Below are 14,685 nucleotides of genomic sequence, written 5' to 3'. Positions count from 1 at the left end.
CCCCGCGACGACGCGGGCCGACTCCATGCAGGCCCTGAACGCCCTGAACGCCCGAAGGGCATCCGGCGCGGTACCGGATGCCCTTCGGCGCGTGCGCTGTCTCTGGGACCGGCGGGTCCCCGGGCCCTCAGTCCTCGGAGGAGGACTGCGGCAGCTGCGTCTGGATCAGGTCCATGACCGAGGCGTCAGTGAGCGTCGTGACGTCTCCCAGAACGCGGTTCTCCGCGACGTCACGCAGCAGACGCCGCATGATCTTGCCGGAGCGGGTCTTGGGCAGTTCGGCGACCGGCATGATCCGCTTCGGCTTGGCGATCGGGCCGAGGGTGGTGCCGACGTGGTTGCGCAGCTCCGCGAGCAGCTCGTCGGAGGTGGTGGCGGTTCCCCGCAGGATCACGAACGCGACGATGGCCTGGCCGGTCGTCTCGTCCGCGGCGCCGACCACGGCGGCCTCGGCGACCGATGGGTGCGACACGAGCGCGGATTCGACCTCGGTGGTCGAGATGTTGTGCCCGGACACCAGCATGACGTCGTCGACGCGGCCGAGGAGCCAGATGTCGCCGTCCTCGTCCTTCTTGGCTCCGTCGCCCGCGAAGTACTTGCCCTCGAAGCGCGACCAGTAGGTGTCGAGGAAGCGCTGGTCGTCGCGCCAGATGGTGCGCAGCATCGACGGCCACGGCTCGGTGAGGACGAGGTAGCCACCCCCGCCGTCCGGCACCTCGCGCGCCTCGTCGTCGACGACGGTGGCACAGATGCCCGGCAGGGCGCGCTGGGCGCTCCCCGGCTTGGTCTCCGTGACTCCGGGCAGCGGCGAGATCATCATCGCGCCCGTCTCCGTCTGCCACCAGGTGTCCACGATCGGGCACTTGTCGGCGCCGATGTGCTTGCGGTACCACATCCACGCCTCGGGGTTGATCGGCTCGCCGACCGAACCGAGGACGCGCAGCGACGACAGGTCGAACTTGGCAGGGATGTCGTCACCCCACTTCATGAACGTGCGGATCGCGGTCGGCGCGGTGTAGAGGATCGTGACGCCGTACTTCTGCACGATTTCCCAGAAACGCCCCTGGTGCGGCGTGTCGGGCGTGCCCTCGTACATGACCTGCGTCGCGCCGTTGGCCAGCGGGCCGTAGACGATGTACGAGTGGCCGGTCACCCAGCCGATGTCGGCGGTGCACCAGTAGACGTCGGTTTCCGGCTTGAGGTCGAAGACCGCGTGGTGCGTGTACGCCGCCTGCGTGAGGTACCCGCCGGAGGTGTGCAGGATGCCCTTGGGCTTCCCGGTGGTGCCGGACGTGTACAGGATGAAGAGCGGCTGCTCCGCCTCGAACGCCTCGGGGGTGTGCTCGGTCGACTGGCGCGCGGTGATCTCGTGCCACCAGACGTCACGGCCCTCGGTCCACGCGGTGTCCTGGCCCGTACGCCGGACGACGAGGACGTGCTCGACGCTCTCGATACGGGAGACGGCATCGTCGACCGCGGGCTTGAGCGCGGAGGGCTTGCCGCGGCGGTATCCGCCGTCGGAGGTGATGACGACCTTCGCGTCCGCGTCCTGGATGCGCGCGGCGATGGCGTCGGCGGAGAAGCCGCCGAAGACGACCGAGTGCGCGGCGCCGATGCGGGCGCAGGCCAGCATCGCGACGGCGGCCTCTGGGATCATCGGCAGGTAGACGGCGACCCGGTCACCCTTGCCGACACCGAGCTCGGTGAGGGCGTTGGCGGCGCGTGAGACCTCGTCCTTCAGCTCCGCGTAGGTGATGGCGCGGCTGTCGCCGGGCTCGCCCTCGAAGTGGATGGCCACCCGGTCGCCGTTGCCCGCCTCGACGTGACGGTCCACGCAGTTGTAGGCGACGTTGAGTTCGCCGTCCGCGAACCACTTCGCGAAGGGCGGGTTGCTCCAGTCGAGTGTCTCGGTCGGTTCGGTGGCCCAGGTCAGGCGGCGCGCCTGCTCGGCCCAGAAGCCCAGCCGGTCCGCCTTGGCCTGCTCGTACGCCTCCGCTGTGACGTTGGCGTTCGCGGCCAGATCGGCAGGCGGTGCGAACCGCCGCTCCTCACGAAGCAGATTGGCCAAGCTTTCGTTGCTCACGACATCTCCCAGTCCCAGGGTGTCCGTTGTGTCCCGGGGCATAGCTCATCAGGCCAAGGGCCGGGTGACAAGTGTCTGCCGGGAATTGGTTTAGACCTGTGCCTTCGTGTATGGAGGCGCAGTCCCGCTTCCGCGGCGGGGCGATAGTGCGTGTTGCTGGTGTACACGCGCTGGCGTGCGCAAGCGCTGGTGTGCGGAAGCGGGACCACAAGGTCTCACGGACCCGGACGCTTTGCGGTTCAGGCGCCGCTGCGCGCCAACGCGACCGGATCACCCGGACGGGGTGGTTCGGCCGGGCGGCCCGGATCTTCCAGGCCGGCCGAGGGGTATGGAGGGGACAGGCGGGTCGGGCTGATCGCGTCGAACACCTCGTCGAGCCCGTCGCCGGCACTCGCGCCCTCGGTCAGCAGATACGACTGCGCCTCGCCGACGTGGAAGTACATGCCATGGAGCTGGAGGCCGCCCTCGGCGAGGCGCCGTGCCACCGAGGTGTGGGCCCGCAGATGGTCCAACTGCTGGACGACGTTGGTGAGGCAGAGCTGCTCCACCGCGTCGGCGGGCATCCGGCCGGAGACCCGCGCCCACGGCCGGTCGCGCGAGGCCATCCGCTCCAGGCTGGGCAGCCCGTGGCGGAGCCAGCGCCAGAGAGCCGTCTCAGGGCCCTCCGGCCTGTCACCGAGCAACGCGTTCATCGCACCGCAGCCGGAATGCCCGCAGATGGTGATGGACTCGACCCCCAGCACGTCCACGGCGTACTCGATGGCCGCACCGACCGAGTGGTCGCCGGTCTCCGAGTCGGGCGGTGGCACGAGATTGCCGACGTTGCGGACGGTGAAGAGGTCACCTGGGCCGCTTGCCGTGATCATGCTCGTGACCAGCCGGGAGTCGGCGCAGGTGATGAACAACTGCGAGGGGCGCTGCCCTTCCCTGGCCAGTCTCGCCAACTCTTCCCGGACCAGCGGCGCCGTGTTGCGCTGGAACGAACTGAGGCCACTGACCAGCCGTTGACTCCCGGTCGGAACCGGCCGTGCGGCCGGATGGTCGGGGGCGAAGTGGTCCGCGTGCTCCGGTGCTGGGCGCGGGGTTTCCCCCTCTCCGCGGCCGGCTGTGTCGGGAGCGCGGAAAGCGCCGGGCCGTGGACCTTCGGAGCCCGGTGCGTGGCCATCCGGACGCGCATGGGGATCCTGACACGCATGGCGATCGGGACGTGCCTGTGCGGGTGCTGCATCCGGTGTGCCGAGCGTGGGGTGGACGGGAATGGCGTCGGCCGCAAGCGAAGGTGCGGTCGCCGGCACCGCCGGACGGTCGTGACAGTGGTGATTGCGCCAGGGGGTCCACGGACGGCAGCAGGAGTGCGCCGCGGAAGCCGGCTCGGCGATCCTGCCGCCGGACCTGCCGGTGAAGGCGACCCGGCCGCCATGGGCTGCGTGGGCATTGCTCCAGTCATGGATCAGTTCGTACGCCGCGTGATCCATGAAGAAGCCGTCCAACTCCACTACCACGTCCGCGTCCTGGGGCAGCTGGCCCAATGCCCTGCTGAGACGGGGCACGGCGAGGAACGTCAGCTGGCCTCGTACGACCATCAGGTGCTGTCCCGCGTGGTCGGAGACGGTGATCCGGGTCCGGGCCAGCCGGTGCAGGGCGACGGCAACTGCCACGGCGATTCCGATCGCCACGCCTTTGAGCACTCCGAAGAGCAGCACGCCAGTGATCGTCGCGCCGTAGACGAGGAATTCCCGATGCCTGTGAACGTTACGGATATGGGCGAAGTTCACCATCTGGACGCCGACCACCATGACGAGCGCGCCCAGAGCGGCCAGCGGGATCCACTCCAGTGCGGTGACCAGCAGGCCGGTGGCGAGCAGGACCCAGATGCCGTGCAGCACCGTGGATGCGCGCCCGGTCGCTCCGGCCCGTACGTTCGCCGAACTGCGCACCGCGCCACCGGAGACCGCCAGCCCGCCGAGCAGGCCGGAGACGGCGTTGGCGATCCCCTGTGCGCGTAGCTCCCGGTCGAGGTCGGAGCGTTTGAGCGGGGGAGCGACTGCGGCGGCGACCACTCCGGGGTCCTCGGTGCCGGGTTCGTCGGGCCGGCTGTCCTGGCCTTCGGCGGCGGGTCCGGCCGAGCGCTCGCGGCTCCGGTCCGCAGTCAGCTTGTCCACTGCGACGGCGGCGAGCAGGGATTCCAGACTGGCCACCAGCATCATCGTGAAAACGGCCGTGGCCAGGCCGAGCACCGGCCCCTGAGGCATTTCCGGCAGCGCGTGCGAGCGCCAGGAGGGCAGGTCGACCCGGGCGATCGAGGGGGCCGCCAGTGCGGCCACCGCGGTTGCCATGGCCACCGAGGCCAGGGCTGCGGGGATTCGACGCACGCGGCGCCCGGCCCGCCCCGGAAGCCTTGGCCAGAGGACCAGGACGGCGACGGTGAGGCAACCGATCAACGGGGCCGCGGGCTCCACCCGTTGCAACTGGGCGGGCAGATGAAGGGCGTTGGAGACGGCCGAGCTCTCCGGAGAACCGCCGAGCACGATGTGCAGCTGAGCGAGTGCGATCGCCACGCCGATGCCGGCGAGCGTGCCGTGGACGATGGCGGGGCTGACGGCCAATGCGCTGCGTGCGGTGCGCAGAGAGCCCAGCACGATCTGCAGAAGACCCGCGCCGATAGTGATCGCGCAGGTGGTGCGCCAGCCGTACAGCTGGATGAACTCGGCGGTTACCACGGTCAGTCCGGCGGACGGACCCGAGACCTGCAAGGGGGTGCCGCCGAGCAGTCCGGCGACGATGCCGCCGACTGCGGCGGAGATGAGGCCCGCTTCCAGCGGAGCGTCCATGGCGACGGCCAGGCCGAGCGACATGGGGACGGCGAGCAGGAAGACGGTGATCGATGCGGACAGGTCGGCGCCCGCGATACGGAATCGTCCGCCGCGCGGTGGCGGGCTGTGCGGTCGCTTGACTCCCGAGGATCGCGAAGGGCGCGAACTGCGGGATGAGTGGTCATGACGAGTGGGGACGCAGGCAGACATGTTTCCCGTCTCCTCCGGGGCAGCGCGGTCGCGGAACGTGGGACGCGGCCGTGGGTCACGGCGTGCAGCGGCGGGATTTCTCAACTCTCGGTAAACAGATCGTAATGGAGAGTAAAGAGGGTGTCCAGGATTAGGGGCAAATGAGCCTTTCAGGCACCCGATCCAGTGAATAAGCATCTTTTCATCCGGCCTGTCGCCCGGATTTGTGTGCGGGGCGTGCGACTTTGGCCGCGCCGTGGGGGAGGGCGGCACCTCAGCGGAAGCTACCTGCAAGGAAGAGGGTGGGCGGATGATGGCCGCCACGAAGAGGGTTGCCCTGACTGTCCTGTCCGTTGCGCTGGTCGCGGGGGCGGCCGGCTGCACCGGGACGGGTTCCGGCCCGAACGGATCCGGCCCCGGGGCCGCGAACGGCGCCGCAGGGGCGAAGAAGAAGGCAGCCGAAGCAGCGGCCCCCAAGAGCGCGATCCGCCTCATCGGTGACGGGTCGACCGCCTTCACGGGCGCCCAGCCGAAACAGCCGGCCGTGCACCGCCTGGCGTCCGGTCAGAAGCCACCGCAGTTCGTGGTCTTTTCCTGGGACGGGGCAGGGGAGGACAGCCAGAAGCTCTTCTCGCACTTCCGCACGGTGGGCAAGAAGTACCACGCGAACATGACGTACTTCCTGAGTGGCGTGTACCTGCTGCCGGAGGCGAAGCGCAAGCTCTACGACCCGCCCAAGCACAACGTGGGCAGCTCCGACATCGGGTTCAACGACACCAAGGGCATCAGGGACACCCTGACGCAGGTCCGTGGCGCCTGGCTGGACGGCAATGAGATCGGCACCCACTTCAACGGCCACTTCTGCGGCAAGGACGGTGGTGTCGGCACCTGGTCGGTCGACGAGTGGAAGAGCGAGATCCAGCAGGCCAAGTCGTTCGTGAAGGGCTGGAAGAGCAACGATCCCGGCCTCAAGGGCGAGAAGTCGCTGCCCTTCGACTACGACAAGGAACTGATCGGCGGCCGGACTCCCTGCCTGGAGGGGCAGAAGAACATGGTCTCGGCGGCACGGTCGATGGGATTCCGCTACGACTCCAGCGGAGTCAACGACCAGGTCTGGCCGAAGAAGAAGGACGGCGTCTGGGACCTCTCGATGCAGCTCGTGCCAGTGCCCGGGCGCGAGTTCGAAACGCTCTCCATGGACTACAACTTCATGTTCAACCAGTCCGGCACGACCAAGGGCGATCCGGACCAGCACGAGTACTGGGGCAACCAGATGCGGGACGGCCTGATCCAGGCCTTCGACCGCGCGTACGACGGGAACCGTGCCCCGCTGATCATCGGCAACCACTTCGAGTCCTGGAACGGCGGCACGTACATGCGCGCCATCGAGGAGACGATCAAGACGGTGTGCACCAAGCAGGGCGTGCGCTGCGTGTCCTTCAGGCAGCTTGCCGACTGGCTCGACGCTCAGGACCCGGCCATGCTCGCCAAGATGGGCACGCTGAAGGTCGGCCAGGCGCCGAAGGCCGGCTGGGCATCGTTCCTCGGCGGGGCCGCGAGCCCGGGCACGAGTGAGAACCGGGGCAGGGCCGAGGCGAAGGCGCCTGCCGGGCCCGCGGGGAAGCCGGCCGCCCGCTAGGTGTACTGACCCACAGCGTGGTTGACGCGCGTGGCTGGCCGGTCGGTGGGCGCTGTCTGTACAGGGGCTGCTCGGGAGCGGCGCTCGCCCCGCCCTGCCCCGGCGGGCCGGGGCAGGGCCGGCTCGGGCGGCAGCCACTCAGGCGGGCTGGGCAGCCCCGGCTCGCGCGTACCGCTCGTCGAGTACGAAGGCGGGGTCGACCTGGGCTGCCAGGTCGGCCCCCGTCTTCTCGTTGCCCCAGCTCTCCGCGTTCTTCAGGTGGAAGTGGACCATCTGCCGTGTGTAGCGCTCCCAGTCCCGCTGCCCGTACGAGTCCTCCGCCGCGTTCTGCAGGACCTGGAGAGCCATCCGGTTGTCCGCCTCCAGCAGCTCGAAGCGGGCGGGACGCCCCTTCTCCATGGCCCGCACCCAGTCGGAGTGGCCGATGGTGACCAACAGGTCGTCGCCGACCTCGGCACGCAGGAACTCCAGGTCGTCCTCTCCCTGCACCTTGTTGCCGACCACCTTCAGCGCCACACCGAAGTCCTGGGCGTACTCCTTGTACTGCCGATAGACCGAGACGCCCTTGCGGGTCGGTTCGGCGACCAGGAAGGTCATGTCGAACCGGGTGAACATCCCGGAGGCGAAGGAGTCCGAACCGGCGGTCATGTCGACCACCATGTACTCGTCGGGGCCGTCGACGAGGTGGTTGAGACAGAGCTCGACCGCGCCGACCTTGGAGTGGTAACAGGCCACGCCGAGGTCCGATTCCGTGAACGGCCCCGTGACCATCAGCCGGATGTCCCCGTCGTCGAGCCCGACCGTGCGGGCGCAGGCGTCGTAGACCGGGTTGTCCTCGCACACCCGCAGCAGCCGGGAACCCTCGCCGGGCGGGGTCGTCTTGATCATCGTCTCGGCGGAGGCGATGCGGGGATTGCTGCCCCGCAGATACTCCTTGATCAGTGGCAGCTGCGCCCCCATGGCGGGCAGTGCCGCTGCCTCCTCGTCGTCGAGGCCCAGCGCGGCCCCGAGATGCTGGTTGATGTCGGCGTCCACCGCGATGACGTGAGCTTCATTGGCGGCGAGGTGACGGATGAAGAGCGAGGACAGCGTGGTCTTGCCGCTGCCGCCCTTCCCTACGAAAGCGATCTTCATGTTCACCTAGGGTAGCGGCATGATTGCGGTCCGCTGTCGCACTTCGTGAAGAACGCCACTCCGGCCCGGTAGCTGCGCGATGGGCGCGTAGCCTCGCTACTTATGAGTACGACTTCCTCGGACCCGCTCGCCGCCCTGGGTGCCCTGCCAGGGGTGACCGATGCGGTGGACTCCGTACGCAAGGCTGTCGACCGGGTCTACGGGCACCGTGTCATGCGGCGCCGCAGCAATGAGGTGACCGCCGAGGCGGCCCTGCGGGGTGCCCGTGGTTCGGCCGCGCTGTCCGGTGCCGACTGGAATCTTGAGGAGGTGCGCCGCCGCACCGACTTCAGCGGTGACGGCGAGGCGCGCGTGATCGGAGCGGCTCTGCGTTTGACGGCCGAAGCGGGCCAACTCCTTTCCATCTGGCGTCAGTCTCCCCTGCGTGTTCTTGCGCGGCTGCATCTGGTGGCGGCCGGCGGGGCGGCGCCCGATGATGCGGTGGGGCGGCCCCGGCTGGCGGGTGAGCCGGTGGATGAGCCTTTGATCGAGGCGCCCCTGCCGGGCGCCGACGAGGTCGCGGGGCGGCTTGAAGGGCTCAGTGGGCTCATCCTTTCGGGGAGTGCGGCGCCCGCTCTGGTGACGGCTGCCGTCGTGCACGGAGAACTGCTCGCGCTGCGCCCGTTCGGCTCGTCCAACGGCTTGGTCGCGCGGACTGCCGAGAGGATCGTGCTGATCGGAAGCGGGCTCGACCCGAAGTCGATCTGTCCGGCGGAGGTCGGCCACGCCGAGCAGGGGCGGGCCGCTTATGTGGCTGCCTTCGAGGGTTATCTGTCCGGAACGCCGGACGGCATGGCCGCCTGGATCGCCCACTGTGCGCGCTCGGCGGAACTCGGCGCCCGGGAGTCGACCGCGGTATGTGAGGCGCTTCAGCGCGGCGCTGCGTAACGCGTGGTGCCGCGCCGGGGGAGTGGGAGCCTGCGGCGAGCTGCTTGCGGCGCCGGCCGCTTGGTGCGGTGCGGTGCGGGTCGCTTCGCGGCCGGGGGCAAGAGTTGCGGCGGTACCGGTCTCGGTACCGCCGCTGGCATGTCCGCCCAGTTACCAAGCGTCCTCGATATATGCCCATCAGGTCGGGTACTTTGCCCGTCCCTGGTGCGGCTGGCCCGTAATCGACGGGTCGACGTCGCGTGGGTGCCCGGCTTTCATGCGCGGTCCGTGGGGCCATCTCTGCGTTACAGGTCATCCTCTCGGATGTCCTTGGTCTCGCGGGCCGTTGAGTCCTTTGTACTCCAAGGACCGGGCCGGCGGAAGTGGTGGCCGCACTTCTTTACTTTTAGGTTCAATTACGGATGGGTCGGGCTAAACGGGCGGACGGGGCGGGCGGTGGCTCCGAGCGGGACGCCTGGAGGTTGGAAGCGGGGCGAGTGCGGCGCCCGGTACGGGTGAGGCGCCGGCGTGGCCGCTGTGCGGGGCGGTGCATTCGGGTGGCCCCTGTGCCGAGCCGAGCCGAGTCACACCGGCGTCGTGACGCCGCGACGCCGGGTGGCGTACCAGACGAGCCCAGCCGTGAGGGCTGCCGCGCTCACCGCTGCCGCGGCCATGAGCGCCGGCCGTGGCGGCATCGAGAAGGCGGGCAGGCGTTGCTTGAGCCGGACAGGGCGGTCGAAGACGAGAATCGGCCATTCCCTCAAGGCCGCCTCGCGCCGCAGGGCGCGGTCCGGATTGACCGCGTGGGGGTGGCCGACGGATTCCAGCATGGGCACATCCGTCGCCGAGTCGCTGTATGCGTAGCAACGGGCCAGGTCGTAGCCCTCGGAGACGGCGAGAGCCCTGATGGCCTCGGCCTTCGTCGGTCCGTACGCGTAGTACTCCACCTCACCGGTGAAGCACCCGTCGTCGCCGACGACCATGCGGGTGGCGACGACGCGGTCGGCGCCCAGTAGCTCGCCGATCGGTTCCACCACCTCGGCGCCCGAAGTCGACACGATCACCACATCGCGTCCGGCGGTGTGATGCTCCTCGATGAGCGTCGCGGCTTCGTCATAGATGATCGGGTCGATCAGATCGTGCAGGGTCTCGGCGACAATTTCCTTCACCTGCTGCACGTTCCAGCCCTTGCAGAGCGAGGAGAGATATTCACGCATGCGCTCCATCTGGTCGTGATCTGCGCCCCCGGCGAGGAACACGAACTGTGCGTACGCAGTGCGCAGTACGGCGCGGCGGTTGATCAGCCCGCCTTGGTAGAAGGACTTGCTGAAGGTCAGCGTCGATGACTTCGCAATGACCGTCTTGTCCAGGTCGAAGAAGGCGGCGGTGCGCGGCAAGAAGCGGTTTTCCACAAGGCAGAGCATAGGGGCCCACCATTCGGCGTAAACTCCGGCGCGTGGGTTTGCCTGAGAAGGCTCTCGGGTACACCATGGAAGTCACGGATCGTTCGCGACCGTGCTAACCCGGTCCGGCTCCTCCCCCCCGAGTCGGCCGTGGGGACGACCCCCGCTCTCCCCCCCGGCGGGGGTCGTCGCATGTCCGGGCGCGGTTATGCCGCTCGGAATCACGCATTTCTCCTCCTTTTCGGCCGTGATGGCCTGTCTCCGCACTCGGCTCTCACCAGCATGCACCGTCACAGTGTGTCACGGAAGCGCTGCTCTCGGGAGTCGCCGGTTCGAGTGACGGAGTTATTCACGGCGGGGAAGTTGTCCACAGTTTTTGAGCAAGATCCACAAGATTTCCCGAAGCGCTGCACCGTGATTCCACCCGTGATGTTCACGGGTTCCGGAATCACCGTTCTCGGAACGTTCCGAGAACGCCACGAACCGTGGTGAAGGTGAGTGAAGAAGGGGGCGCAGATCGTGGCTGAATCCAGTGCACGGGGTCGTCTGCCGGGCGCCGAGGCGCGACGGGGCGGACCGCTGATCGTGACCGAGGACGTGGAACTGCTCGACGATCTGCTGCGTCTGTGCGCAGCTGCGGGAGCGGAGCCCGAGGTTCATCACACGCTGCCCGACCGCAGAGGGGGATGGGAGCAGGCCCCCATGGTCCTTGTGGGGGACGATGCTGCGGCTCGGTGCCGCGGGGCGGCCCGCAGGCGGGGCGTGATGCTCGTCGGCCGGGACCAGGACGCGCCCGACGTGTGGCGCAGGGCTGTGGAGATCGGGGCCGAGTATGTGCTGCGCCTGCCCGATTCGGAGAACTGGCTGGTCGACCAGATCGCAAACGCGGCGGAGGGGGTCGGCCGGCCGGCGCTGACCGTCGGGGTGATCGGGGGCCGGGGTGGTTCCGGTGCCTCCACGCTGGCCTGCGCCCTGGCGGTGACCGCGGCGAGGGCCGGCCGGCGGACGATGCTGATCGACGGCGACCCGTTGGGCGGCGGCATCGACGTCCTGCTCGGTGGAGAGCGGGCGGAAGGGATGAGGTGGCCTGATTTCGCCCATTCGAAGGGGCGGGTCGGTGGTGGGGCACTGGAGGAGTCGTTGCCCGCCCTGCACGGGCTGCGGGTGCTCAGTTGGGGGCGTGACGACTGGGTGGTCATCCCGCCGCAGGCCATGCAGGCGGTGCTGGGTGCCGCGCGCAGGCTCGGCGGGGTGGTGGTGGTCGATCTGCCTCGCAGGATCGACGAAGCGGTGGCGGAGGCCCTTGCGCAGATGGACCTGGGCCTGCTGGTGGTGCCAGGGGAGCTGCGGGCGGTCGCTGCCGCGAAACGGGTGGCATCGATGGCCGGGATGGTGCTGGGCGACCTCCGTGTGGTGGCGCGCGGACCGTATGCGTCCGGCCTCGACGAGCAGTGGGTGGCGCATGCCATCGGGTTGCCGCTCGCCGGTGAACTCCCCTTGGAGCCCGGGCTGCTGGCCGAGCAGGATCTGGGGGAGCCGCCCGGTGGAAGTCCTCGTGGGCCGCTGGCGAGGTTCTGTTCGGCCTTCTGGGACCGGGCACTTGCGGGTGAGGGAGCCGGTGGGCAGGTCATGGGTGGTGGGTCATGACCGAGGCGTTGCTCGACGCCGTTCGGCAGCGACTGGCCCATAGTGGTGCGGCACCGACTCCCGCGGGGGTGGCGGCGGCGCTGAGGGCACAGGGGCGGTTGCTGGGGGACGCCGAAGTGCTGGGCGTGGCGGATGAGTTGCGCGGGGAGCTGATCGGGACCGGCGTGCTGGAGCCGCTGCTCGCCGATCCCGCCGTCACGGATGTGCTGGTGTCCGCGCCCGACCGGGTGTGGGTGGACCGGGGCCGCGGGCTGGAGCTCACCGGGGTGACATTCGCGGACGCCGCGGCTGTCCGCAGGCTGGCACAGCGGCTGGCGGCCGTTGCGGGGCGCCGCCTGGACGACGCCAGGCCCTGGGTGGACGCTCGGCTTCCGGATGGGACCCGGATGCACGCCGTGCTGCCGCCGGTCTCGGTCGGATCGACGTGCCTGTCGCTGCGGGTGGTCCGGCCGAAGGCGTTCACGCTGGGGGAACTGGTAGTGGCGGGGACGGTGCCGCCGGGGGGCGACCGGGTGTTGCGGGCCCTGGTGGAAGCCCGGGTCTCCTACTTGGTCAGCGGCGGGACTGGAGCAGGAAAGACGACGCTGCTGTCCAGCATGCTCGGTGTGGTGGGGGAGCGGGAGCGGATTGTTCTGGCCGAGGATTCGGCCGAACTCCGGCCCGACCATCCGCACGTGGTGCGTCTCGAATCGCGCCCTGCGAATCAGGAGGGCGCCGGCCTGGTGACCCTTCGGGACCTGGTGCGACAGGCCCTTCGTATGCGCCCCGACAGGCTGGTGGTCGGAGAGGTGCGAGGCGCGGAGGTCACCGAACTGCTGGCGGCCCTCAATACAGGTCACGAGGGTGGTGCCTGCACGCTTCACGCCAATGCCGCCGAGCACGTCCCGGCCCGGCTGGAGGCGCTGGGAACCGCTGCGGGGCTGGACCGGACGGCCCTTCACAGCCAGTTGGCGGCGGCGTTGTCGGTGGTGGTCCATCTCGTGCGGGACCGTACCGGCCGGCGGCGGATCTCGGAGGTCCAGGTGCTGGAACGCGATGGGGCGGGGCTGGTGGTGACCGTTCCGGCCCTGCGCTGGGGAGCCGACGGATTCGTGCGTGAACGGGGCTGGCAGCGGCTGCGGGCGCTGATCGGGGAGGAGCGGTGAGCGGTACGGCGGTGGGCGTGCCGGAGGCGGTGCACGCGGCCGCGCTGTGCGCGGGGGCGGCAGCGGGATTGGCGGTAGCCGGGGGGAGTCAGGGACGCCGGAGAGCCTGGGTCCTGTTCGGGCTCGGGGCGGAGCAGATGCCGCTGCGAGCGGGCTGGGAGAGCGGCCGCGCCCGGCTTGGAGGGTGGCTGAGCGGCCGGAGGGAGTGGTTGTGCCTGCCGGTGGCTCTGGTCCTGGCCGGCCTGGGTGACTCGGTGCTGCCGGTGATCGCGGGGGTGGCCGCGGTCCCCGTGGTGCGGCGGTGGCTGGGGAGAAGGAAGTTGCGCAGGGAGCGGGAGCACCGAGCCGATGGCGTGGTGGACCTGTGCGGCGCGGTGGTGGGCGAGCTGAGGGCCGGGCACGAGCCGGGGCAGGCACTGCTTGTCGCGGTCCACGGCACGGGGGCGCTGGGAGCGGCGGGCCCCGCGGTGTCCGCGGCGGCGCGGTTCGGGGGCGACGTTCCGCGAGCACTGGGGCAGGCGGCGGGTGAGCCGGGACTGGAGGGTCTTGCGGGAGTTGCGGCCTGCTGGCGGGTGGCGGCGGACGGCGGGGCCGGACTCGCAGCCGGGCTGGACCGGTTGGAGGGAGCGTTACGCGCCGAGCGGCGTCGGCGCGAGGAACTGCGGGCGCAGTTGGCCGGCGCCTGGTCGACGGTGGCGGTGCTGGCGGTGCTGCCGGTGATGGGTCTGGGGCTGGGAACGGCGCTCGGGGCGGACCCCCTGAGGGTTTTGCTGCACACTCCCGCCGGGCTGGCCTGTCTGGTGGTGGGCGCGTTGCTGGAAGCGACCGGGCTGGTCTGGGCGGCTCGGATCGTTCGTAAAGGAGAGGTCGCGTGAGCGCCTGGTCAGGTGAAGTCGTCCCCAGGGTCGGGACGGTGGGGCTGGCGCTGGGCGTGTGCGTCCAGCCGGCCCTCGCCCTGGCTCGACGCCGGACCGGGCAGCGGGTACGCCGACGCGGTCTGGCCCTTCTCGCCCTGGCCCCCGCCGCGCCGGTGCCCCTTGGCGGACGTGCGGGCCGGGTGGACATGCGCCTGGGCCGGATGCGGTTGCCGGCCTCCCTAGCCGGCGCCAGGCGGGGGGTGACGGTGCTGGGCGTCGTCCTCGCGGGCTGGGTTCTGGTGGGCGGCCCTGTGGGGTGGTTCGTCGGGCTGGCGGCAGCCTGCGGCACCTGGAGATGGCAAGGCTTGCGGCTCCGGCAGGCTCCGCGAGCCACTGCCGAGGAGGTGGCGCGAGCGGCCGAGTCGGTGCGTCAGCTTCCGCTGGTCGCCGATCTGCTGGCGGCGTGCATCTCTGCCGGCGCCGGTCCGCGCGAGGCCGCAGAGGCGGTCGGGGAGTCGCTGGGCGGGCCGGTCGGTGAGCAACTGGCGCGTACGGCGGCGGAGATCCGGCTCGGCGGTGATCCGGCTGTCGCCTGGGGGAGGTTCGGGGCCATACCGGGCGCAGCCGCTCTGGCGCGCTGTCTGGACCGGGCCGGTTCGACCGGCGCTCCTGCGGCGGAGCAGGTGGCGCGGCTGGCCGAGGCCATGAGGGCCGAGAGGGCGAGCGCGGCGGTGGCGCGGGCCCAGCGGGCCGCCGTGCTGATCACCGCGCCTGTCGGGCTCTGTTTCCTGCCCGCCTTTCTGACGGTGGGCGTGGCGCCTGTGGTGATCGGGCTGGCCGGCGGGCTGCTCCAGCCTTGATGGCCGGGA

The 14,685-nt window shown here is 70.2% G+C and carries 10 protein-coding genes; 6 read left to right on the top strand and 4 right to left on the bottom strand.

Features of this window, described 5'->3' with window-relative positions; all coding sequences use genetic code 11:
* Positions 1-127 precede the first annotated feature (127 nt).
* The gene (gene acs / locus ABTX18_RS11930; RefSeq protein WP_352122596.1) at positions 128-2,125 is read right to left on the bottom strand and encodes an acetate--CoA ligase; all 1,998 of its coding nucleotides are present in this window, start codon (positions 2,123-2,125) and stop codon (positions 128-130) included.
* 197 nt (positions 2,126-2,322) lie between these two features.
* Positions 2,323-5,106, bottom strand: a complete 2,784-nt coding sequence (locus tag ABTX18_RS11925; RefSeq protein ID WP_352122595.1) for a bifunctional SulP family inorganic anion transporter/carbonic anhydrase — start codon at positions 5,104-5,106, stop codon at positions 2,323-2,325.
* A 289-nt stretch (positions 5,107-5,395) separates the two neighbouring features.
* On the opposite strand from ABTX18_RS11925, the gene ABTX18_RS11920 reads away from it, so the two are divergent.
* Complete coding sequence (locus ABTX18_RS11920; protein ID WP_352122594.1) at positions 5,396-6,724, top strand: polysaccharide deacetylase family protein; 1,329 nt, start codon at positions 5,396-5,398, stop codon at positions 6,722-6,724.
* Between the two features lie 138 nt (positions 6,725-6,862).
* Here the strand turns inward: ABTX18_RS11920 and ABTX18_RS11915 are convergent, their stop codons facing one another.
* On the bottom strand, positions 6,863-7,858 hold the full coding sequence (locus ABTX18_RS11915) for an ATP-binding protein (RefSeq protein WP_352122593.1): 996 nt from the start codon (positions 7,856-7,858) through the stop codon (positions 6,863-6,865).
* A gap of 102 nt (positions 7,859-7,960) precedes the next feature.
* Between ABTX18_RS11915 and ABTX18_RS11910 the strand changes: the two genes are divergently transcribed.
* On the top strand, positions 7,961-8,785 hold the full coding sequence (locus ABTX18_RS11910) for a Fic family protein (protein ID WP_352122592.1): 825 nt from the start codon (positions 7,961-7,963) through the stop codon (positions 8,783-8,785).
* 563 nt (positions 8,786-9,348) lie between these two features.
* On the opposite strand, the gene ABTX18_RS11905 is transcribed toward ABTX18_RS11910, so the two are convergent.
* On the bottom strand, positions 9,349-10,188 hold the full coding sequence (locus ABTX18_RS11905; RefSeq protein WP_352122591.1) for an HAD family hydrolase: 840 nt from the start codon (positions 10,186-10,188) through the stop codon (positions 9,349-9,351).
* Between the two features lie 564 nt (positions 10,189-10,752).
* On the opposite strand from ABTX18_RS11905, the gene ssd reads away from it, so the two are divergent.
* The 4 genes from ssd to ABTX18_RS11885 are packed head-to-tail and all read left to right on the top strand — an operon-like array spanning position 10,753 to position 14,676.
* A complete protein-coding gene (gene ssd / locus ABTX18_RS11900) occupies positions 10,753-11,814 on the top strand; it encodes a septum site-determining protein Ssd (RefSeq protein ID WP_352123075.1) in 1,062 nt (353 codons plus the stop codon).
* On the top strand, positions 11,811-12,959 hold the full coding sequence (locus ABTX18_RS11895) for a TadA family conjugal transfer-associated ATPase (protein WP_352122590.1): 1,149 nt from the start codon (positions 11,811-11,813) through the stop codon (positions 12,957-12,959). Before ssd ends, ABTX18_RS11895 begins: the two co-directional genes overlap by 4 nt.
* On the top strand, positions 12,956-13,834 hold the full coding sequence (locus ABTX18_RS11890) for a type II secretion system F family protein (protein WP_352122589.1): 879 nt from the start codon (positions 12,956-12,958) through the stop codon (positions 13,832-13,834). Before ABTX18_RS11895 ends, ABTX18_RS11890 begins: the two co-directional genes overlap by 4 nt.
* On the top strand, positions 13,831-14,676 hold the full coding sequence (locus ABTX18_RS11885; protein ID WP_352122588.1) for a type II secretion system F family protein: 846 nt from the start codon (positions 13,831-13,833) through the stop codon (positions 14,674-14,676). The genes ABTX18_RS11890 and ABTX18_RS11885 overlap by 4 nt, the downstream gene beginning before the upstream one ends.
* The last annotated feature ends 9 nt before the right edge of the window (positions 14,677-14,685 follow it).

This window comes from Streptomyces sp. NPDC096323, from assembly GCF_040302845.1.
Classification (GTDB): Bacteria; Actinomycetota; Actinomycetes; order Streptomycetales; family Streptomycetaceae; genus Streptomyces.
This window is presented reverse-complemented; position numbering and strand designations above follow the sequence as displayed.

Bases quoted from the DNA above. Each gene is read 5' to 3' on its own strand.
- acs (WP_352122596.1), bottom strand. From the start codon at position 2,125: ATGCCCCGGGACACAACGGACACCCTGGGACTGGGAGATGTCGTGAGC.
- ABTX18_RS11925 (WP_352122595.1), bottom strand. From the start codon at position 5,106: ATGTCTGCCTGCGTCCCCACTCGTCATGACCACTCATCCCGCAGTTCG.
- ABTX18_RS11920 (WP_352122594.1), top strand. From the start codon at position 5,396: ATGATGGCCGCCACGAAGAGGGTTGCCCTGACTGTCCTGTCCGTTGCG.
- ABTX18_RS11915 (WP_352122593.1), bottom strand. From the start codon at position 7,858: ATGAAGATCGCTTTCGTAGGGAAGGGCGGCAGCGGCAAGACCACGCTG.
- ABTX18_RS11910 (WP_352122592.1), top strand. From the start codon at position 7,961: ATGAGTACGACTTCCTCGGACCCGCTCGCCGCCCTGGGTGCCCTGCCA.
- ABTX18_RS11905 (WP_352122591.1), bottom strand. From the start codon at position 10,188: ATGCTCTGCCTTGTGGAAAACCGCTTCTTGCCGCGCACCGCCGCCTTC.
- ABTX18_RS11895 (WP_352122590.1), top strand. From the start codon at position 11,811: ATGACCGAGGCGTTGCTCGACGCCGTTCGGCAGCGACTGGCCCATAGT.